Source organism: Chryseobacterium ureilyticum, assembly GCF_900156735.1.
GTDB lineage: Bacteria > Bacteroidota > Bacteroidia > Flavobacteriales > Weeksellaceae > Chryseobacterium > Chryseobacterium ureilyticum.
On the sequence record NZ_FTOL01000012.1, the window covers coordinates 85,255 to 108,911 of the forward strand.

Here is a 23,657-nt window from a genome sequence, read left to right on the forward strand (position 1 = left end):
TGATACTCATTTTTTTATTTTTTTGTTATTGAATTTATTTACTCCACCACACTTTTACATTAATATTATCACCACCCATTTGCTGAACTGCGTCCTGATAGTTTTCCGGGTTTAAAACTCTTGAGTTTGGGGGATACATTAATCTTTGAGGGAGATTTCCGTCATTTAAAAGACCTCCGTTATTTGGAAGCTTAGGGAATCCGGTTCTTCTTTTTTCAAACCATTGCTGCTGATCTACAAAGAAAAGTGCGATGTATTTCTGAAGCATAATTTTCTTCATTCCTCCTTCTCCGTATGCAACCACAGGATTATCGAAATAATTTGCGGGTACTACAGCTCCCCATTGTTCAAGAGAGGCTTTTACTCCATTTTCATAGTATGTTTTTGAACTTCCCTGAATAATTCCTTTAAAAGCAAGCTCGGCAAGGGTAAACTGAAGTTCTGCGTATGGATACACAAATATTTTCAGAGGAGCTTTGGCAAGAGCCTGATTGAAATTGGATGGCTGAACATTAAATACTGTTCCGAAGGCATATCCTGACGGTGCTCCGAAATAACCGATATTATTTCCTTTTAAGTCTTTTGCCTGAGTAAAAAACATAGGACCACGTGGATCATTATTGGCTTTTAAAGCATCTAAAAAGAATTCTGAAACGGCTCTCCCTGTTGTAAAATCCTGAGGTCTTGCAATAGGGGGCATCAATGGAAAAATTCCTGTGATGTCCACTTTTACACCGTCTGTATTATTTTGGAAAATTGGATAAACGGTAGGATTATTCATGATCTCCTGAATTCTTTCTTTTACGTTTACTTCTCCGTCTTTGTTTAAGATCCTTGTCAAAAGTCTCAGGGAAAGAGAATTACAGAACTTTTTCCAATTAACAATTCCGTTAACGTCTGTATCTGCCTTGAAGAATAGATCTCCTCCTGTAAGAGTTTTATTAACAAAAAGAGAGTTTGCTGCTTTTAAATCGTCTAATAACTGGATATAAATATTTTTCTGCTTATCAAATCGGGGCTTCATGATCATCCCGTCTAGGTTTGAAGCTTGTGAAAAGGGAATATCTCCGTAAGTATCTGTCAGATTAGAATAGATCCATGCATTCAAAACCATTGATATTGCCAGATAGTTTTTATCTCCTTCTGATGTAGCTGCTTTTTTAAGATCATCAACCTGCTTCAGCCATCGGTAAGAGTTGTTCCAGAAGCCGTTTCCTGTATTTTCTGTTACATAATAACGACTTAGAGAGTTTCCTTCGTTTGGAAAATCCAGAGAGACCTGCATAATATCAAAGGTAAAATCGTTGGCTCTATTGTATCCCACAGCTGCCATATTATACTGAATAGGAACCAGTAAAGCACTTGCTACAGGCTCATTTATTCGGCTTGCATCCTTATTGATTTCATCAAGATTTCGGTCACAAGAAACAACGCTGCTTACGAGAGCAAGGAATGAACATATATAGATTAGTTTTTTCATTTTTTCTGATTTTTAGAATTTAACATTTAACTGAATTCCCACGGTTCTTGCCTGAGGCAGCTGCCCCATTTCAACTCCCGGCACAATGGTAGAATCATCTAGTGTAGCTGCTTCCGGGTCGAATAATGGGAACTTGGTCCACATCCAAAGGTTTCTTCCGAATAAAGCAAGGGTGATATCTGTAACTTTTAAAGGTTCAACAATGGATTTTGGGAAAGAATAAGAGATTCTTGCGTCTCTCAGCTTAATGAATGAGGTATCAAATGAATTGGTTTCCACGTTTGCTCTCCTGTAATAATCTCCATAATAACTGGAAACAGAAACTCCTTTTGTATTGGGTGAAAAGCTGCCGTCAGGATTCTGAACTACGCCCTGTCCTACAATTAAGCCACCCGGATTGTCTCTTCCTGCCAATGTATGGGTAAGTTTCCCTTGTTCAGACATCTTATGATGAGAATGTGAATAAGCCATTCCTTTATATTGCCCGTCAAAGGAGAAACTAACAGAAATATTCTTATATCTGAATTCATTTTGAAGACCTGCTCTCCATTTTGGATAAGCGTTTCCTATTTTATTGACATCGGTTGATTTTAATGTCAATCCATCTTTATCATAAACTACCTGTCCGTCTGGTGAATAAACTAATCCTGCTCCGTAAATATCTCCTAATGAACCTCCTACCACAGCATTATAAAACACTACACTTCCTACACTTGCCATTGTATAAGGTTTCCCCTGGAATTCTTCAGGAAGAGAAAGAATTTTGTTTCTGTTCATAGACCAGTTGGCATTCACATTCCATGAGAAGTTTTTATTCTTGACTGGATAGGCATTTAAAGTCATTTCAATTCCTCTGTTTCTCAACTCTCCGGAATTGATAATCCTTTTATTGTAACCTGTTTCGTATAACATCGGGATAATAACAGATTGGTCTTTAGAATTGTTCTGATACGCTGTAAAGTTGAATGTCAGTCTGTTTTTCAGAACTGTAAAATCCATTCCTCCTTCGATATTGGTAATCATTTCCGGCTTAAGATTCGGGTTCTGGAATAGTAAAGGAGATTCTACTGATCCTACGAATGAACTGTTTTCATAATACTTATCAAGCATATAAGTGTAGGTATCATTTCCTACCTGAGACCAGGATAACCTCAACTTCCAAAAGTTTAATTGATCTGATTTTATTTTAAAGATATCAGAAAGAACAAAAGATGATGCCACCGATGGATAAAAATAAGATCTATTCTGACTAGGTAATGTACTACTCCAGTCGTTTCTTGCTGTTACATCAAGGAATATCATGTTCTTATAGCTCAAGTTTGCTAGTGCGTAAACACTATTCACCTGCTTATCATTGGGTTTTGGTAGTTTATATTCTACCTGTATCGCATTGGAAAGCTGGTAAAGCCCTACTTTATTCAATCCGTTGGCTCTGTAATCATTCATGGTGTATTCATGATATCTGATATTTCCTCCGGCAGAAGCTGTGAATCCAAGGTTTCCGAATTTATTTTTATAGGTAAATAAAACATCGTTATTCAGATCCATATATCTGATATATTGTTCTCTGTAAAAACCTTTTGCATAATTTGCAGAGCTCCATGGCCTTCTTTGCGTACGAAGTTCATTGTTCCATTCCAATCCGGTTTTATAAACTACATCAAGGTTTTTTGCCAGCTGGTAACTGATATTAATATTTCCTGTAATCGTTTTTTTATTGGTCCCGTTCAGGTTTTCATAAGCAATCAGGTAAGGATTGTCGATGTAAGAGCTAAAAGGATGAACCTGCTCAAGCTGTTCCTGTCCTTTTTTCCAGATAGGCTTGTACCACGCCAGATCTACATTCGGATTCTGGAAAATCATGAAATATGAGATTGATTGGTTGTTGTATCCTGTTGCCGGAAGATTATCACTTTTAGTCTGACTAAAGTTCATCTTGGTTCCTATTTTCAATCTGCTGCTTAGCTTATGATCTAAAGACAATGCTGCACTGAATCTATTGAAACCTGTATTCGGCATCATCCATTCATTTTTCAGGTAGGTAAGTGAAGTTCTGAAAGCTGTTGTTTCATTGGAATGTTCTATTGCCAAACTGTTTGAATAATTGGAACCTACCTGCCAGAAATCTTTGATATTGTTGGTATAAGGTCTCCAAAGCTGTCTTTCTGTACCCTGCGTTTCTATGTTTGGATCGTATTGGAAATAGTATTGTCCGGCAAACTTAGGTCCGAAAGCGCTACTTGTAGAACCGGTATTGATTCCGTCAACTGAGTTTCCGTATGAATAATAGTAATTTCCGTTTTTGTCTTTCTGCTGGGTTCCCTGTCCGTATTCATATTGATAATCGGGCCATTTCAGAACGGTATCATAACTTGAATATGAATTGAAGCTGATCTGAACTTTTCCTTTTTTACTTTTCCCGGATTTCGTAGTGATCATGATTGCTCCCCTTGAACCTCTTGAGCCGTATAATGCCGCTGCTGTAGGTCCTTTCAGAATAGAAATGGATTCAATATCATCAGGATTAATACTATTGAAGCTGTCTCCGTAATCAATAGGTAAGTCACCTCCTGAACCAGCTCCGTATGCAGATGTTCCGGTTCCGGTTTTATTTCCACTCAAAGGAACACCGTCTACAACGATCAATGCATCGTTATTTCCCATGTTCATGGAGATGTCTCCACGAAGTGTGATACGGGTTGTCCCCAATGGTCCTGCTCCAGCCGTCTGAATTTTCAGACCAGCCACTTTCCCTTCTAAAGCCTGTGCCCAGTTATTGTTCTGGGTTCTCAGAATTTCTTCAGATTTAATAGTCTGGGTGGCATATCCTAATGATTTGTCCTGCCTTTTGATTCCCAAAGCAGTTACTACTACTTCGTCAAGTCCTTTGATTGTGTCTTTTTTAGCTTTCTGCTGAGCTGTTAGGGTGGCACTGAAAAATCCTAACAGCGACAAAACCAACAACTTTTGTGTCTCTTTACGCATTTCCTTTTTGTTTGCGCAAAATTAAACAGACATTATGGGTATGGTTTTAACAATATTTTAACATTAATTAAATGTTTATTGAATAGTATATTAATTCATCCTTAACAACATTACATATAATACTGATAAACAAATCCTTAAGCAATTAAGTGTTTTTAACAGTATTTTAGAGTTTTATTTGCTTATATTTATTGTCTTCACTTGGGATAATAAAACACAAACCACTAATAAATAACACATTACAACTTTTAAAAGCATCTAAAAATCTATTTAGCTACTTTAAATGGGGATTTTGGTATAAAAAATACAGTCTGCCCTTATAAAGAGACAGACTGTAAATTATGTTGCTGAAGAGCCACCCCGTCAAAAATTCTTTGAATTTTTGACACCCCTCCAAAGGATGGGAATATGTTTAGTCCTTCGTTTGTAATATTAGCTTGAGTACTAAAACTCTTTACTTGTTTTTCAATTGCTCAGGAATATTGGTTGTTACAAATCCGATTTCTTGATTTTTTAACTCATCGTAAATAGCAGGATCATTTACCGTCCATGAATTGGTGATAAGCCCCAATGCTTTTGCTTCCGCAATCCAGGTTGGGTTCTTTTGGAAAACGCTGTAGTGGTAATCCATACCGTCTAATCCTTCTTTTTTGATCTGTTCAGGTGACAATTCTCCGTTCAGGTACTGAACTTTAAATGCTGGTGCCAGTTTTTTGATCTCTTTGCAGATATTAAGGCTGAAAGAAATAAATTCACTTTGAGACTCCAGTTTCATATCCTTGATCATTTTGATGGTCTTTTGAGTGATTTCGTTTTCTATTTCAGGCGTTTTGGCTGGTTTAATTTCTACAATCAGTTTTACGGAAGAATCTTTTTTGCCTTGTTTCAGATAATCTTTTAAAGTAGGAAATTTTTCACCGTTAGATAGCTTCAAAGCTTCCAATTCCTTGAATGATGTTTCGGAAATTTCCATTTTACCATGGTGTTCATCGTGATTGATGACCAATATTCCGTCTTTAGTCATTCTCACGTCAAATTCAGAACCATATACTTTTAGTTTCTGAGCGTTTTCTAATGATTTTATAGAATTTTCTGTTGTTGGAGGCTGAGCCTGGAAGTATCCTCTGTGTGCAATGATCTGGGTTTGTGCTTTCATCAAAACTGTACTTAAAACTGCTAACCCTAAGATAAAATTTTTCATAATATAAATTAGATAATTAAAACAAAGTCCTGAAACTTTTGATAAAGGTAGTTATTATAATTTAAGACTCCAGGACATCTTAAAAAAACATAAACCACAAAAGGGTTTGGATCTTTAATGAATATTTGACCTTGCCTTTTGTGGTTTAAAATATTTAGAACAGATTAAAAACTATATTTTGCTCCAATCTGAATCTGATATGGATTCCCTGATAGAGGTGCTAAACCGCTGGTATTCTTAACATATTCAAACTGTCTGGTATCCGGATTAAATTTTGTCACTCTGTACAGTGCCATATTTCCGTAAGATTTATTTACACCCCATTCTTTATTCAATAAGTTGGCAACGTTGAAAATATCTACAGATAATTCGAATGCTCCAATTTTATCAAATTTGATTTTCTTGGCTAAACGTACATCCCAAACTCCATAGAATCCGTTTTTACCGCCGTTACGTTCTGCTATTTTATTGTTATAATCAGTGATATAATTTTTCAAAGCTTTACCTACTTCCGGATCGTCCAATAATGGCTGAGTCAGGTTAGGGAAAATATAGGCAAGATCATTAGAATCAACGAAGTCTCCATTGATGTTTCCTCCTGCTGTTACAGAGAAACGTGTTCCTCCGATTCCGGAATATCTTACTCCTAAAGTGAATCCTGCAATTGTAGGTGAGTTACCATAGATAACTACTTTATTACGGAACTGGTTGTCAGAATAAGTCATTCTCAGGTTTCTTGGATCACTCTGGATCATCGTAGATAATGTTGCAGAGTTGGCTACGTTTCCGTTGTAAGAAGTATTGTCTTTAATATCAGACCATGTATAACTTGCTGTGATCTCTCCATCTTTCCAGTAACGATAACTTGTGTCTACTACCCATGAAAACTGGTTTACTTTACCATCACTCACCAATTCCAGTACTCTTCCGAAATTATTATTGATTCTTCCCTGTTTCCAGTCAAAGCTTACAGTCTTGCTTTTGTCGTTATTGGTAATAGCTCCTGTCGGAATAAAAACTCCTCTTCCACCTTCATTATCCAACGTGAAAAACGGATTTGCCTGCATATTACGGTCATAGTAGTAATAATTGTTTCTACCCAATGCCATATATCCTGCAATTCCTGCTCTGAATCTTTCATTGAAGAAGTGAGTATAGGAGATATTCGCTTTATACACAATTGGGATTTTAGCATCTTTACCTGTATAGTTGATCGTAGGAATCTGATACTGAGACAGTGTAGGAATGCTATTATAATCATTTCTATAGTTATTGAAATCCGGGAACGGGACATCTTTAGCAGTTACATCCACTGTAGCAAGATGTTTTCCATCGAATACAAGGTTGTTGATGATCATATAATTATTAATGTCAGAAGAGAACACTCCGGCACCAAACTTCAGGAAGTCTTTATTTCCTTCGTTTATATTCCATTCAAACTGGAATCTAGGCTGGATAACAAATGATTTGATCTTATTATCCGTTCTGATTCCCATCTCATCATATAATTTTTGATTGAATTTCGCTTTGGGATAACCGCCATAGTCTAATCTAATCCCCGCCATCAAATCAAGACCTTTTGCAATTTTCGTCTGGAACTGTCCGTACACCCCAAGATTCCAGATATTAGATCGTACTGAAGGATCTTCCATTAAAGGAACCTCTCTGTAAAATCTATAAGGAGTCATGTCTTTAAAATTATCCATTCCCTGAAAATGGAACCTTCCGTTTACTTCACTTCCGTAAACTGATTTTGCTGTAGTATACATTAAATCAGCACCAAAAGTATATTTCACCTTATCAGTGTTATAGTATAAATTATCTACAATCTGAAATACATTATTTCTAAAGCTTTCCTGTGCAAAACGATGTCCTCCGATCTGAATATTGGTAGCTCCCAACCCTGGCGTAGCAACACTTTCTACAATAGCTCTCGGAACCGGTCTTCCTAATTCATTATTCTGATAGCTGTCCTGGAAAGTATATAAATACTGAGCTTTTAATTCATTGGTTAAATTAGGCTGTAAATTTGATCTTAAAGTTAATAATAAACTGTTGTCAAGGTTTTTATCATTTCCATAAGACTCAAAGAAGTTGATACTTGTATTATCTCCTAATCCGTTTTTATTAAGGTCATACGTGAAATTATTTCTTAATGTCAATAAATGTTTTTCATTGATCTGCCAGTCTAAACGTACAAATGCAGCATCAGAGTTTCTCACTTTGTCAAAACTTCCAAACTGAGGACCGCTTCCTACCCCATATTTTGACCTTGCAATATCAAGGAATGTATTAAGGGTTTGTGTATTTATATTCAGTCTTTTCTCGTCTTCGGGCGATTTAATATCTGCAATAAGCAATGGTCTTGAATCCAATTGATGATCCCATGCTACGAAGAAGTGTAATTTATTCTTAATGATAGGTCCACCTAATGAGAACCCAAACTGTGATGTAGAGAAGTCATTCACTCTCTTATTTCCTCTGATGTCATATGGACTGGAAAGCCAGTTTGCTCTCAAATATTCCCAGGCACTTCCTGAAAATTTATTCGTACCTGATTTTGTAACGGCACTTACCGTTCCGCCACCACTTCTTCCCAATGTTACATCATATTGATTGGTAGTAATTTTAAATTCTCGTACCGCTTCAATAGAAATAGAGAAAGGTGCACCACTTCGGCTGGTAGTAGCTCCGGCAGAAGTTGGGTTTTTGGCAGTCATCCCATCAATTGTAAAGTTGGTAGAAGAACCAAGCTGCCCGGAAAGATTTCCTCCTTTTCCACTTAAAGGTGAAAGTTCAGTAAGATTGGCGAAGTTTCGTCCGTTTACCGGAAGAATTCCGATATTCTTTGCAGAAATAGCCGTTGCCGCACCAAGGTTACCGATTTTGTTCTTTAGGTTTCCTGTAATTTTCACCTCTTCAATACGGTTTTCTCCGCTTCCTCCAAGATCCATATTTACAGTCACCTGATCTCCGAAGTTCACATTGAAACCTTCTTTCTTATCCTCATTTACAATTACCGTATAAGGTCCTCCCAGCGGAATCTCTTTAAAGATATATTCTCCTTTCGAGTTCGTCTCCGTTTCCGTTCTGAATCCTGTGGATTCATTTACGATCGTAACTTTCACTTTTTCCTGAGCCGAAGTTCCCGGTCCAGTCACTTTTCCTACGATGGAAGCCTGCGTGGTCTGTGCATAAGCCATTGTTCCAAGCCCTAAAAACAATAACCCCAGTACAATCTTTACTTTTCTCATTTCTTACAATTAGATGTGCAAAGGTATCTTGACTTTGGAAGCGGGCTATTTAAGGGAGTTTTAACATTTTTTTAATTAAATTGGAACGTTATGTTAAATTACTTTAAACATATATTTTATTTCTTACAGAACCAGACTATTAAAGTGTATTACGGATTTTTAATTTACCTGTAATATTTAATTACATTATTTTATAAAATGGAATTGTTTTAAATATTTTATCATAATTAAGTTTATTTATATAAGCTCACTAAAGAATTTATGTAACGCAGAGTTTACTAGGGTTTTTATAATGCTATTAATTTTATACGTTTACAAAGGTGTTAGTACTCAGCAGGGAAAATTCTGGATATATCATTGAATAAAATGTCTTTATAAAACGGAAATAATAATAAAGAAGCTCTTAAAAAATCGGTTTCATTTCTTTCGTTTTAAAATTTTGATTCCGAATTCACGTTACTTTAGTTATTTTTGCTTAAAAGATATAAAACCGATGTCTGAAAACATTCAACAAAAAATAGAACAGCTCCGTAAGGAACTGCATCAACATAACGAAAACTATTACCTTCTGGACAATCCTACCATTACAGATTATGAATTTGATATGCTATTGGAGGAACTTCAGGATCTTGAAGCAAAGCACCCTGAATTTTATGATGAAAACTCCCCTACTATGCGTGTAGGAGGTGGAATTACAAAGGTTTTCCCTACGATTCAGCATAAATTCAGAATGTATTCCCTGGATAATTCTTACGATTTTGATGATCTGGAAGACTGGGAAAAAAGAATTATCAAAACCATTGACGAACCTGTAGAATTCGTTGCCGAACTAAAGTATGACGGAGCTTCTATCTCTATTCTTTATGAAAACGGAAAACTTACTCAGGCGGTAACTCGTGGTGATGGTTTCCAGGGAGATGAAATCACGCCTAATGTCCGTACTATTTCAGATATTCCTTTAACATTGAAAGGTGATTTCCCAACTCATTTCTTTATGCGTGGTGAAATTTATTTAACCCGAAAAAACTTTGATAAGCTTAATAAACTTCGTGAAGAGGAAGGTTTAGATCCATTCATGAATCCAAGAAATACAGCAAGTGGAAGTTTGAAGATGCAGGACAGTGCTGAGGTAAGAAAACGCGGACTTTCGTCTGTTTTGTATCAGTTTATTTCTGAAGAGGTTCCAGCAGATACTCATTGGGAGTTACTTCACAAGGCACAAGGCTGGGGATTCAAAACGTCTCAACAGGCAAAACTTTGCAAAACGCTGGATGAGGTAAAGGAATTCATCACTTTCTGGGATACAGAACGTCACAATCTTCCATTCGAAATTGATGGTATTGTTTTAAAAGTAAACTCTTTACAGCAACAAAGACAGCTTGGATATACTGCTAAATCTCCACGTTGGGCGATGGCTTATAAATTCAAAGCTGAAAAGGTAGAAACTGAACTTCAAAGTGTTTCTTATCAGGTTGGAAGAACGGGAGCAATTACTCCGGTTGCCAATTTGAAACCTGTTTTATTGGCGGGAACTATTGTAAAAAGAGCGTCTCTGCATAATGAAGATATCATCAAAAAGCTTGACCTTCATGAGCATGATTTTGTGTATGTAGAAAAAGGAGGTGAGATCATTCCAAAAATCGTTGGCGTAAATACGGATAAAAGAACTGATGAAAGCAGAGAAATAGAATATATCAAACACTGCCCTGAATGTGAAACCGAATTGGTAAAAATTGAAGATCAGGCAATCCATTTCTGCCCGAATGAACTTCACTGCCCACCACAGGTAGTAGGAAGAATGATTCATTATGTTTCCAGAAAAGCACTGAACATTGAAAATCTGGGAAGTGAAACCATTGAACAGCTTTACAGAGAAAGGCTGATTGAAAACCCTGCCGATTTCTATGTTTTAACGAAGGAACAACTTCTTCCGCTGGAAAGAATGGCTGAAAAGTCTGCACAAAATATCATCTCGGGAATTGAAAAATCAAAGGAAATTCCGTTTGAAAAAGTATTATACGGAATTGGAATTAAACATGTGGGGGAAACCGTTGCCAAGAAGCTTGTCAAGAACTTTCCAACTATAGAAGAACTGAAGAGCGCTTCTGTAGAAGAACTTTGTCAGGTAGAAGATATCGGAGTTAAAATCGCGGTAAGCATTGTGGAATTCTTCAAAAATTCTGAAAATATACTGATGATTGAACGTTTAAAATCTTATGGTGTACAGCTTGAAAAAGGAGAAAGCACTAATGAAGTTTTATCGAATGTTCTTGAAGCAAAAACCTTTTTATTTACAGGAAAATTGTCATTATTTACAAGAGAACAGGCTGAAGAAATGGTAGAAAAGCATGGTGGAAAAAATATTTCTGCTGTATCTAAAAACCTGAATTATCTTGTAGTAGGTGAAAAAGCAGGAAGTAAACTGAAAAAGGCTCAGGATATCGGAACCATAACGATTTTGGATGAGCAACAGTTTCTGGATTTAATTGAAAAGCAATAATTTATTAAAGATTATCCTTATTATAAAAAAGACTGCAGAAAGTTCTGCAGTCTTTTATTTTTTTAACCTTTTAAGTTTATAGAATTACTTATTTGAATACAAGAATACTATAAGGCGCACTTTGATTTTCTTTTGGAAGAACCATTCTTATATGCTGCTTTCCTTTATAATAATCCACATATGGTTCTTTGGTAATGGTTTTACCTTTTTCTGTTTCTTTATATCCTCCTCTTTGTAAGGCCTCCATATATTTTTTATAATCATGCAAATTATTGAATTCGAATTCAATTCTGTTTTGAGATTTATCTTTAATATATTCGAATTTGCTCAGCTTAAACTTGTAAGTAGGGTGTTCATATTCATTTAGGACGAAATCAGCACTTTGAGTTTTATCACTAAGCTTAAAATTCATCTTTTTCACCTCATTCTGAAATTCTGTCATTCCCATTTTATTGTAGCTGTCCAGTGTTTCGATCACAAGACTCTGACCGAAAACCTGAGTACTTAATGAGATAAAAAATAATAATGCTAATAAAGGTAAAGTTCTTCTCATTTTATAATTTTTAATTTAACAAATATAAAGAATAAGATATAAATAGATGCTAACTTTTCAAATTTATACATTAATAACGGTGATATTATTATTTTTATGAGATTCTTCTTCCATTCCAGACAGAAAGTATAATTCATTCTGAATATAAAAATTAATAAAATATGAGATAATCTCTGATAATTTTCACCTTTACATTCTGTTTATATTAAATAGTATCATTAATTAGATTAATTTTTAAATCTTATATTTTCATTCTCAATGGTGCTATTCAAGTGAGGTTATAAATGTCATTTTATTTAGAGCAATAAGAGTTAAATTACATTTGTTTATTTAAAGCTTTCTCAAAAATTAATATTTGTTCCTGACTGAGGTAATATAAAGAAATGTTACGTTTTGCATGAAGCATATGGTCTGGATAATAGATGAGTTCAACAGAATTTGTATTTATAGTAAATTCATTTAAAACCGTTGGATTTTTTGTATTGCTTCCATCTAATTTAAATCTTAAATTAATACAACCCCGAGGAAAAATATAAAAACTTCGGGGAAACAGAAACATAGAATTATGGTTTATAAGAATATCCAAACTACACCATTGAAAACTCTTACTGTATCGTAAAGTTCCTTTAACCGTAGTAACTATGGTTCCGTGGATGTTCTTTATTATCACTCCATTCGGCTGCTTATATTTTTTGATAATTTTGCTTTTCTGAAAGAAGAAGAAAACTCCTGAGACAACAAAAAAAATAAAGGCTGCTCCAAAAAAATAAAAAAAGGGAATCTCTAACATTAAAAAAATAAAGTATTAATAGAAAATAAGTCGAATATTTTTCAGGTTCAAATATAAAACAATGATCCTTATGAAACCGGCAATCTGAAGAAGAAAGTACTTCCATTATTCAAAGCACTTTTCACTCCTATTTCTCCGTTTTGTTTTTCTATAAAATTCTTTGATATTGCCAAGCCAAGCCCGGTTCCGTTCTGATGTTCGCCAGGAACCTGAAAATAACGGTCAAATATCTGACGGTGATATTTTTCATCAATTCCGCTTCCGGTATCTATAATACTGAACTGGACAAATGTTCCTTGTTTTTCCACAACAATTTGAATATTTTCATCCTGAAAAGAATGTTTTACGGCATTGGTAAGGAAATTATTCATTACCCAAACTGTTTTGTCAAAATCCGCAGTTACAAAGTCTGTATCTTCCAAATGGTATTCTGTACTTATTGAAATATTCTTCTGTTCTGCAAGCTTTTCAACATTTTTCACTGCTGACTGTACTATTTCTTTTGGTGAACATTTTTCAACGGTCAATCGTATATTTCCGGATTCTACCTGAGAGAGGTTGAGAAGTTCCCCTGTAATATCCAACAGGCGCTGTCCATCCTCATTGATACTTTTCAATAATTCCTGCTGCTGTTCATTCAACTCACCAAATTTCTGATTTCCGAGTAACTGAACGCCCATTTTTATAGCAGAAATCGGGGTTTTAAGCTCGTGAGAAATGGTTGCAATAAAATTTGTTTTAGCAAAATCAAGCTCTTTGAAAGGGGTGATATTTCTAAGCAGAATCACTTTACCAATATATTTCTTTTCCTTCTCACCCGTTTTTACAATATTAATGGGAACAATATCCTGTTCAAAATAGTTTTCTTTATTATCACGAACAATCTTAATGGGATCTTTTACAGGATGGTCTATATTTTTCAGCAATTCCCGCATCAGATCGTTATTTATAGCCACTTCATGAGCTGTTTTTCCGATGATATCCTCCTTATGAAGATTGGTAATTTTTAATGCTTCATCATTGATCATGTAGATAAAATGGTTTTCGTCTAGCCCAATCACTGCATCATGCATATTATTCACAAGCGTTTCGATGCGTTTTTTCTCCATCAGTTGCTTGGAAAGATTACTGCTTTCATATTCCTGAAGTTTTTCCGCCATTACATTAAACGATTCTGCAAGACTGCTAAACTCTTCGCTTCCCTTAAAATGAACTCTTTCATTATAGTTTTTATTGGCAATTTGTCTGATACTGAACGTCAACTGATCAATAGGTTCTGCAATGGTCTGAGGGAGATTGAAAAGCAGGATAAAAGCAATCAGAAAACAAACAGTTCCCAGGCTGACAATCCAGAAAGTGGCATTACCAGCTGTAATGATGGCAATATCGCTCTTTCTTTCAATACCTTTCATATTCAGAGACATAATCCTTGCCAGATCTTCCCGGATCAGTTTTTCTTTATTCGAATTAGGTTCTTTTAAATAGCTATTAAAATGCAGATTCAAATTCTGGGTTGCTTCTTTTTCTCCAAATTCGGTAAGATTCTTTTCCTGCAATCGGTTATTCTTCTGAAAATCGGCAATGGCAACAGCGCTGTCTGTACTTATATGATCCAGCGCAAGAAGCATGTTTTTAGAGAACTCAAGGCTGTTATAATTTGCTGTAAGGATCTTTTCAGTATCGGATTTTAATTTATTGATATACACAGAACCTATCACTGAAAGCAAAACGATCAGTAAAAATAATAGACCAACGCCTAATGTAAGTTTTGTTTTAAGTTTCATTTTATGATAAAATAATAATATCTATCTGTCTTTCATTCAGTCTGTTCATCAGGGTATAAATCCAACTATACCCAAATAATCGCTGCCATAGCTTTGCATGTGGTTTTCCGATACAGACTGTGGTGATATTATGGGCAATTACATATTCCAGAATTCCGTCATGAACGCTATTCTCTTTGATTCGGACTACTTTGGCTCCCAATTCCTGTGCTAAATTAAAATTATTAATCAAATACCGTTGTTTATCCAATGCAATTTTTTCAGGATTTTCAGAAGGTTTTTGGATATACAAAACAGTCCAGGGACTATTGTAATAACTTGCCAGTCTTGCTGTCTTTCTGATGATTGTTTTCGCAATTTTCTCGTTACTGCTGATGCAGGCAAGGAATTTTATGGGTTTAAAATTTTCCGTTTTAATCTCAGTTTCCACTTTTCTCTCAACATGGGTAGCCACTTCTTTTAATGCCAGCTCACGAAGCTGCAAAATATGACCACTTTGAAAAAAATTGCTGAGCGCCGTCTGAATTTTTTCCTTTTTATAGATCTTTCCTTCTTTTAATCTGGTTAAAAGTTCATCAGCAGTAAGGTCTATATTCACCACTTCATCGGCAAATGCAAGGATTTTATCGGGAACTCTTTCGGCAACTTCAACGCCTGTTATTTTCTTTACTTCTTCATTCAGGCTTTCAATATGCTGAATATTCATAGCGCTGATTACGTTGATTCCATTGTCCAGAATTTCCAGAACGTCTTGCCATCTTTTCTTGTTCTTGGAGCCTTCTACATTGGTATGCGCTAATTCATCTACTAAAACGACTTCAGGATGTTCATTGATAATCGCCTGAAGATCCATTTCTTCCAGGTTCTTTCCTTTATAAAAAACTGATTTTCTTTCAATCTCCGGAATTCCTTCTACAAGAGCTACCGTTTCTTCCCGATCATGGGTTTCTATATATCCTATTTTTACATCAATGCCGTTTCTTAAAAGGGAATGAGCCTCCTGAAGCATCCGGAATGTTTTCCCGACACCTGCACTCATCCCGATATATATTTTGAATTTCCCTTTCCGGGATTTTTGAATAAGTTCTAAAAAATGTTTTGCTGATGACATTGATTTTATTCTTTTTAATTTTACTTTAAACACTTTTTATTGTGGTTAAACTGATTACTAAAACCAGGCTGCAAGGCTTGTTGTAATAAAGAAGTTCCCTTGTTTCAATCCATCATTTTTTACAAAAATGGCATCTTTAGAAGTAAAACCTCTTGCTTCAGTACGGAAAACCACGTTTTTAAAGATCGCGTAATCTACATTCAGAGAATATCCGAAGGTCTGGAATCCGTTTGGTGTTTTTGTACTGATAATGACTCCATTTTTATCATTGTAATATTCTAACCTTCCTGCCAATGCCCATTTATTATCAATCTGATATTTCATTTGTACATTGGGGCTGTACCAGATATTATACTGTTCGCTTCCTTTTGTTTTTTGTTCTGCTCCGATATCGAATCCCAGCAATGCTGAAAACTTATTTGTCAACTGAAAGCTTCCATACAAATCATGAAAATATCGCATTCTCTTATCTTCTTTTACTTTATCATTCCCTATAAATGAACTGCTATTCAAAGTTACTTTATCATTCGGTTTATACGTTACCTGATGTCCAAAAGAAATACTTTGATTTCCTTCTGCTTTTGCGATACGTTGCCAACCATTTAACACCAATCCGCTTATAAACCATTTACCGCTATCTGAGGTATAAGAAATTTTTGCTCCGGTTTCAAAGTAAGGCGAATTTTCAGCGGCAAAACTTCTTGTAAGATTGATATTATCTTTACCTATGGCACTTTCCCAGCCTATGTGTGAAGGCATAATCCCCGCATCAATCCATAGGTTTTTATTTTTTGAAATTTTGATTCCTACATTTACTTCATTAATATATCTTAAAGCTCCCTGCTCTGCCGCCATATTATCCTGCGCGTAAGTTCCTCCCATCAGGGCTAGGTTAGCGCGGAGATTTTCACTCTGATAATTTGCTTTAATAAGTCCAAGGTTAAGATTCAGTTCATTATGTCTGTTGTATGAGTACAGGAAATTCTGACGGAGATGATTTCCCGGCTCATTAAAATCATAGGTATAAAAAAGTTCTGCATATGCGGAAAAAGTAACTTTATTTCCTGTTTTCAATGAGTCTGATGATTGTGCTTTGGTAAAAAAGATTCCCAACAGCATTCCTATAATAGTATATTTTTTCACGTTTATTTTGAATTATCTGAGTACATGACGGAAAGTATAAGTGATGTTTTTTAAAACCATTAAGAAGGAATTAAGAAAATTAAAGATTCATAGGTGAATTATAAGTGATAATATTTTTTAAAGTAGATTCTCTTACAACTTAACTCCTTCAATGTTCTTAATGGCTCTATTCATCTAACAATATTTTATAAATTCTGCCGTATTATGATTTAAAATTATTTTAATTGATCCAAAGCGATATTAAGCTTCAGTACATTTACTTTTGACGGACCTAAAAGTCCCAAGAATGGTTTCTCCGTCTGCTTCTTGATTAAATTATTAATCTGCTCTTCGGAAACATTTCTCACCTTGGCAATTCTCTTTGCCTGATATAATGCTCCTTCTTCTGAAATATCAGGATCCAATCCGCTTCCACTGGCTGTAGCAAGTTCTACAGGTACTTTGGTATCTTTCATTCCAGGGTTTTGCATTCTTAGAGTATCAATTCTTTTCTGTACGGTTTCAAGATATTCTTCATTACTTGGTCCCTTATTACTTCCTCCACTTCCTGCGGCGTTATAGTTTACTGAAGAGGGGCGACCGTGAAAGTATTTTTCAGATTTAAATTCCTGTCCGATATTGGCGTAAAATTTTTGCCCCTTATAATTAATGATCTCTCCATTTCCTTCTGTAGGCAATACTTTTGATCCTCCATAAACAATGACCAAATAAATTCCTACTACCACTAGCATTACAAAAGTGAGTCTGAATGCTGAAACAATATGATTTTTCATTTTTTAAATTTTAATTGAATAAACTAATCACTACATCAATAATTTTGATTCCAATGAATGGAACGATTACCCCACCCAAACCATAGATCAAAAGGTTTCGTCTTAATAATGCACTGGCTCCGATAGGTTTGTAAGCCACCCCTTTTAATGCCAGTGGAATAAGAAATGGAATAATCACCGCATTGAAAATAACGGCAGATAATATTGCTGTTTCCGGGCTGTGAAGGTTCATGATATTCAATTTCTGAAGTGACGGGATGAAAGTGATGAAAAGTGCCGGAATGATTGCAAAATACTTCGCCACATCATTTGCAATACTGAACGTCGTTAAAGTTCCTCTCGTCATCAGCAGCTGTTTCCCGATTTCTACAATTTCGATCAGTTTTGTAGGGTCATTATCAAGGTCTACCATATTTCCGGCTTCTTTCGCTGCCTGAGTTCCACTGTTCATTGCTACACCTACATCTGCCTGAGCCAATGCCGGAGCATCGTTTGTACCATCTCCCATCATCGCAACCAGCTTACCTTCCTGCTGTTCTTTTTTGATGTAATTCATCTTGTCTTCAGGTTTAGCTTCGGCAATGAAATCATCTACCCCTGCTTTTTCTGCGATAAATTTTGCAGTCAAAGGATTATCACCTGTAACCATTACTGTTTTTACCCCCATTTTTCTCAGTCTCTGGAAACGTTCCTGGATTCCGGTTTTAATGATATCCTGAAGTTCAATAACACCCCAGACTTTTTCATTAACGGCAACTACAAGAGGTGTTCCTCCGTTTTCAGAAATTTTAGTGACTGCATCCTGGGTTTCCTGTGGGAAGATATTCCCTGTTTTTTCAGTCAGTTTTTTTATCGTGTCATAAGCTCCTTTTCGGATTCTTGTGTCTTCAAAATCGATTCCTGAAGTTCTGGTTTCAGCTGTAAATTCTATATAAGTAGGATTTGGAACTAATAAATCCTGTTGTTTTAATTGGCTAAGCTCAATAATAGATTTTCCTTCTGGAGTTTCATCAGCAACAGAGCTTAGGGCAGAAGCTTTAATAAAGTCTTCAAGTTTAATTCCGTTTGCAGGATGAAATTGAGTTGCTTTTCGGTTCCCGATCGTAATGGTTCCTGTTTTATCAAGTAATAAAACATCAATATCCCCCGCTGTTTCTACTGCTTTACCACTTTTAGTAATCACATTTGCTCTCAAAGCTCTATCCATTCCTGCAATCCCAATTGCAGAAAGCAGCCCTCCAATGGTTGTCGGGATAAGACAAACGAAGAGTGAAATAAATGCAGCAATCGTAATCGGAGTCTGCGCGTAGTCTGCAAAAGGCTTTAAAGTTAGAGTAACAATAATAAAAGTAAGGGTAAAACCGGCTAATAATATGGTTAATGCGATTTCGTTAGGTGTTTTTTGTCTTGAAGCTCCTTCTACAAGAGCAATCATTTTATCAAGAAAGGATTCACCAGGTTTTGTTGTTACTTTTACTTTAATTCTGTCTGATAATACTTTTGTACCTCCTGTTACAGAACTTTTATCTCCTCCTGCTTCACGAATTACCGGAGCACTTTCTCCTGTAATCGCAGATTCATCAATGGTTGCAAGCCCTTCGATGATTTCTCCGTCCATTGGAATCTGATCGCCAGCTTCACAAAGGAAAATATCACCAAGTTTCATTTCTGCTGACATTTTTAAGGCTGTTTCTACCTGAAATCCGGGTTTGTTATCTACCACAAGCTTTGCAGGTGTTTCTTCACGGGTTTTTCTCAAAGTGTCTGCCTGTGCTTTTCCCCTTGCTTCTGCAATGGCTTCTGCAAAATTGGCAAACAAAACCGTAAAGAATAAAATGATAAACACTAAAAAGTTATAAGAGAAACTTCCCTGGGTTTTATCACCGGTTAAACTGAACATGCTTACGATAAACATGACCACGGTTCCTATTTCTACCAGGAACATTACCGGATTTTTAAACATAATTTTCGGATTCAGTTTTACGAAAGACTGCTTGATCGCTTCGTTTACCAAATCTCTTTGAAATAATGTTTGTGATTGATTTTTCATTTTTTTGAAAGAGTTTATATCATTATCAATAATAACCATCAAGGGCAGCCAAATGAATAGAAAAGGATTATATTAAAGTGAACGTTTCAGTAAGTTTTTGAGTGCTTCTTAACTTTCAGCTTCCTTAATGGTTGAATATTGATTTTAATTTTTAATGTTCACAATTTATTTAGAGAAATACTGTATCTGTTCTGCAATAGGTCCAAGTGTCAACGCTGGGAAGAAGGATAATGCTGCAATAAGTAAGATAACCGCCAGCGTCATAAAACCGAATGTTGCCGTATCCGTTTTCAATGTTCCTGAGCTTTCCGGAATGTATTTCTTCTGAGCTAAGAGTCCAGCAATTGCAACAGGACCAATGATTGGAATAAATCTTGAGAGAAGCAAAACAATTCCTGTTGAAATGTTCCACCAAGGGGTATTATCTCCCAGTCCTTCGAATCCTGAACCGTTATTGGCTGAAGAAGAAGTGAATTCATACAACATTTCACTGAAACCATGGAAACCAGGATTGTTCAATGTTTTTGCTCCAAATTCAGGTAAATAAGCAGTTAATGCGGTTCCTACAAGAATTAAAAACGGATGGAACAATGCTACGATCATAGCAATCTTCATTTCTTTTGCCTCAATTTTTTTACCCATGAATTCCGGGGTTCGTCCTACCATTAAACCACTGATGAATACAGCAAGAATGATAAAGATGAAATAGTTCAGAATTCCTACACCACAGCCTCCATAGAAACAGTTGATCATCATGGCAAGCAGTTCATTCATCCCTGAAAGAGGCATTGTACTGTCGTGCATAGAGTTTACAGAACCTGTAGAGATTACTGTTGTTGCAATACTCCAATATCCAGACGCGGCACTCCCAAAGCGGATTTCTTTACCTTCCATTGCCCCCAGACTACTGTCTGTACCCATTTTTGTAATTAAAGGATTTCCTCCTGTTTCATTGACAATATTCGGAACTGCAAGCGCCAGAAAACCTACGGTCATTACAGTAAATATTACCCATGACAGTTTTCTTTTATTCAGATAAAAACCAAGTGCAAAAACCAAAGCGAATGGAATGATCATTTGAGTGACCATTTCTGTCATATTCGTTATATAATTCGGATTCTCAAGCGGATGTGCTGAGTTTGCTCCAAAAAATCCACCACCATTGGTTCCTAAATGTTTAATGGCAACAAAAGCAGCTACCGGACCTCGGGAAACATCAACTTTCTGACCTTCTAAGGTTGTAATATGGTCTTTACCTTCAAAAGTCATCGGACTTCCGTTCATAGAAAGGATAAAAGCAACGATAATACTTACCGGAACCAATATTCTGATCATTGATTTGGTAAAATAATCATAGAAATTCCCTAGCTCTGTCGCTGTTTTTTCTTTGAATGCTTTAAAAAGAACTGCCATAGCTGCCATTCCCGTTGCCGCTGTTACAAATTGTAAAAACATCAGATAAAGCTGACTTAAATAGCTCACTCCCGTCTCTCCTGAATAATGCTGTAAATTACAGTTTACCAAAAATGAGATAGTTGTATTAAAAGCCAGATCAGGAGCCATATTGGGATTTCCATCTGGATTTAACGGTAACCATGCCTGTGTCATCAGGAGAATAAATCCTATAATAAACCAAACCAGATTGATCGTCAGCATGGCATACATATTTTGTTTCCAGTTCATCTGACGATTAGGATTAATTCCCGCAATTTTATAAATTATCTTTTCAAAAGGACTAAAAACCGGGTCCAGAAAAGTTTTTTTGTATCCGTAGACATTAGCAATGTATTTACCTAAAAATATTCCGATGACTAATGTAATAGCAAACATTGCTATGATGCCTAAAATCTCTGTATTCATGATTGTTTAAAATTTTTCAGGTTTCATTAAAACATAACAGATATACACGAAGGCAAGTATTGAAAGGAAAAATAAACTCCACATAATTTTATATTCTATCAAAAAATTCAACTGATTTATATAAAAGCCAGAACAATACTGCAAAGAGCAGAATCAAACTTATAAGCATCATATTTTTATTAATAAGGTTAAAAGAGTAAACAATACATACGATACAATCAGCAAACTAAAAGTAGAATGCCCCCGTTTTTTAAACGTTTTTCTTGAAATTGTCATTTTTAAATATTTTATTCAGATACTATATGCCAAAAGAAATTCCAATTTAAAAACAAACAATACAACATATTGAAAAACAGCAATTTAATCAATAAATAAAACTTGTATAAAAACAAAAAAGCCTATCAAAATGATAGGCTCTTTATTAAAATGATAATTCTTTTATTTTAATCCGTATTCTTCTAGTTTACGGTATAATGTGGCAATTCCAATCTCTAAAAGTCGGGCTGCTTCAGCTTTATTTCCTTTAGTATATTGTAAAACTTTCTGTATGTGTATTTTTTCAAGTGATCTGATACTTAATGAGTCACTTTCAGGAACAGCTTTTTCGGAATAACGAGGTAAACTTTCCGCATCCAGAACATTATTATCCATTAAAATCAGACTACGCTCCACAGCATTCCTCAATTCACGGATATTTCCCTTCCAATCATTCTTTTCCAAGGCTTTGTAATATTCAGAAGATACCTGAATTGAAGTCAAATGTAATTTGTGAGAAAATATATCAATAAAATTTTTCGCAAGCTTTTTAAGATCTTCTTTTCTTTCCCTTAGAGGCGGAAGATTTATTTCAAAAACATTTAATCTGAAATACAGGTCTTCCCTGAAATTCCCTTGCTTTATTTCTTGCTCAAGATCTCTGTTTGTAGCTGCAATTAATCTGAAATCTGATTTAGAAACCTTTGTTTCCCCCATTTTGATAAATTCTTTGGTCTCCAATACTCTCAGCAGCTTTGCCTGAAGTTCTATAGGCATCTCACCAATTTCGTCTAAGAACAAGGTCCCACCATTAGCTTCTTCAATCAATCCTTTTTTATCTTTTAAAGCTCCGGTAAATGCTCCTTGTTTATGTCCAAAAAGTTCACTTTCAAGGATTTCCTTACTGAAGGCAGAACAATTGATCGCAACAAAATTATTTTTCTTTCGTTCACTTCCTTCATGAATAGCATTGGCAAAAACTTCCTTCCCGGTACCAGTTTCACCTGTTAAAAGGACTGCAGCATCAGTTAAAGCAACCTTTTCAGCCAATTTCTTCGAATGTAAAATCAAAGGAGAACTTCCAATAACCTGATCAAATCCTTTTGCTATATTTGTAACCTGAATTGTCTTGGATCTATTATCTTTAACCTTTTCCAGCGCCTTGTACACCAATGGAATAATCTTCTCGTTATCATCACCTTTCACAAGATAATCGTAAGCACCATTTTTCATAGCCTGTACAGCATCCGTAATATTTCCGAATGCCGTCATCAGAACGATTTCAAGATGCGGATATTTTGTTTTAATAGACTTAATAAGTTCTACACCAAAGGCATCCGGCAATCGGACATCACTCAATACAACATCAAAATCATATTGCTCCAACATCGTCATTGCAGACCGTGCAGTGGATGCTTCTTTTACATTAAAATCTTCTTGGGAAAGGATCATTCCTAGTAATTTAAGGAGTTTGATCTCATCATCGATGATCAGAATATTTCCGGACATCATTATTATTTTTGGAAAACTAGTACAAACTTATCGAAATTATTTGAAGAAAGATCACTTATCATAAAAATAAATTCTCTCTTAATACTTATTATTAGGAGCTTTCTCCTGCTATCCACTCTTACTCCTCGCTCATTTACATTCCCGCGCGTGCTGCGGGGTAACCGTTACTATCAGGGCTAGGACGTGAGCAAGAATAATAAGCAGTAACTAATCTATAATAAATGATAAATACTTATATGAATAAGAATCAAAATGATATGAAGGGCATCAGATTTTGTTTTCTTTATTTAATAAGAATGGGATTTAACCAAAAAATAATGAGTATGGGGGAGTTTTTGTTGGGTAATTGTGTATTTAAGAATAGTTTTGGATATAGTGCTCTGGCTATAGAGCAAAAAAAAGTCTC

13 protein-coding genes are annotated in these 23,657 nt (G+C 35.5%); 1 reads left to right on the forward strand and 12 read right to left on the reverse strand.

The features are described 5' to 3' along the window. Nucleotides 1-34: 34 nt before the first annotated feature. The 4 genes from BW983_RS21965 to BW983_RS21980 all read right to left on the reverse strand — a co-directional run bounded on the left by BW983_RS21965 (nt 35) and on the right by BW983_RS21980 (nt 8,920). Nucleotides 35-1,480 carry a SusD/RagB family nutrient-binding outer membrane lipoprotein gene (locus tag BW983_RS21965; protein WP_076553907.1) on the reverse strand — a complete coding sequence of 482 codons (1,446 nt, stop codon included), beginning with the start codon at nt 1,478-1,480 and terminating at the stop codon, nt 35-37. A 12-nt stretch (nt 1,481-1,492) separates the two neighbouring features. Continuing rightward, nucleotides 1,493-4,465, reverse strand: coding sequence for a SusC/RagA family TonB-linked outer membrane protein (locus BW983_RS21970; RefSeq protein ID WP_076553908.1), 2,973 nt, complete (start codon nt 4,463-4,465; stop codon nt 1,493-1,495). 454 nt (nt 4,466-4,919) lie between these two features. Beyond that, a complete protein-coding gene (locus tag BW983_RS21975; RefSeq protein ID WP_076553909.1) occupies nt 4,920-5,666 on the reverse strand; it encodes a glycerophosphodiester phosphodiesterase in 747 nt (248 codons plus the stop codon). 164 nt (nt 5,667-5,830) lie between these two features. Beyond that, nucleotides 5,831-8,920: a TonB-dependent receptor gene (locus BW983_RS21980; protein ID WP_076553910.1), complete on the reverse strand. Its 3,090-nt coding sequence runs from the start codon at nt 8,918-8,920 to the stop codon at nt 5,831-5,833. 493 nt (nt 8,921-9,413) lie between these two features. On the opposite strand from BW983_RS21980, the gene ligA reads away from it, so the two are divergent. Further along, nucleotides 9,414-11,420 (forward strand): NAD-dependent DNA ligase LigA, encoded by a 2,007-nt coding sequence (ligA, locus tag BW983_RS21985; protein WP_076553911.1) that lies wholly within the window; start codon nt 9,414-9,416, stop codon nt 11,418-11,420. Nucleotides 11,421-11,508: 88 nt separating this feature from the next. Here the strand turns inward: ligA and BW983_RS21990 are convergent, their stop codons facing one another. The 8 genes from BW983_RS21990 to BW983_RS22030 all read right to left on the reverse strand — a co-directional run bounded on the left by BW983_RS21990 (nt 11,509) and on the right by BW983_RS22030 (nt 23,248). Beyond that, nucleotides 11,509-11,973 carry a hypothetical protein gene (locus tag BW983_RS21990; RefSeq protein WP_076553912.1) on the reverse strand — a complete coding sequence of 155 codons (465 nt, stop codon included), beginning with the start codon at nt 11,971-11,973 and terminating at the stop codon, nt 11,509-11,511. Between the two features lie 858 nt (nt 11,974-12,831). Further along, complete coding sequence (locus tag BW983_RS22000; RefSeq protein WP_076553914.1) at nt 12,832-14,547, reverse strand: ATP-binding protein; 1,716 nt, start codon at nt 14,545-14,547, stop codon at nt 12,832-12,834. A gap of 1 nt (nt 14,548) precedes the next feature. After that, a complete protein-coding gene (locus tag BW983_RS22005) occupies nt 14,549-15,658 on the reverse strand; it encodes a histidine kinase (RefSeq protein ID WP_065393503.1) in 1,110 nt (369 codons plus the stop codon). A 57-nt stretch (nt 15,659-15,715) separates the two neighbouring features. Next, nucleotides 15,716-16,801, reverse strand: a complete 1,086-nt coding sequence (locus BW983_RS22010) for a porin (RefSeq protein WP_228409066.1) — start codon at nt 16,799-16,801, stop codon at nt 15,716-15,718. A gap of 215 nt (nt 16,802-17,016) precedes the next feature. Beyond that, a complete protein-coding gene (gene kdpC, locus BW983_RS22015; RefSeq protein WP_076553916.1) occupies nt 17,017-17,574 on the reverse strand; it encodes a potassium-transporting ATPase subunit KdpC in 558 nt (185 codons plus the stop codon). Between the two features lie 10 nt (nt 17,575-17,584). Next, on the reverse strand, nt 17,585-19,624 hold the full coding sequence (kdpB, locus tag BW983_RS22020) for a potassium-transporting ATPase subunit KdpB (protein WP_076553921.1): 2,040 nt from the start codon (nt 19,622-19,624) through the stop codon (nt 17,585-17,587). A gap of 165 nt (nt 19,625-19,789) precedes the next feature. Next, entirely contained in the window at nt 19,790-21,484 is a 1,695-nt protein-coding gene (gene kdpA / locus BW983_RS22025) for a potassium-transporting ATPase subunit KdpA (RefSeq protein WP_076553917.1), read from the reverse strand. 438 nt (nt 21,485-21,922) lie between these two features. Next, nucleotides 21,923-23,248, reverse strand: a complete 1,326-nt coding sequence (locus BW983_RS22030; protein WP_076553918.1) for a sigma-54-dependent transcriptional regulator — start codon at nt 23,246-23,248, stop codon at nt 21,923-21,925. Nucleotides 23,249-23,657: the final 409 nt, after the last annotated feature.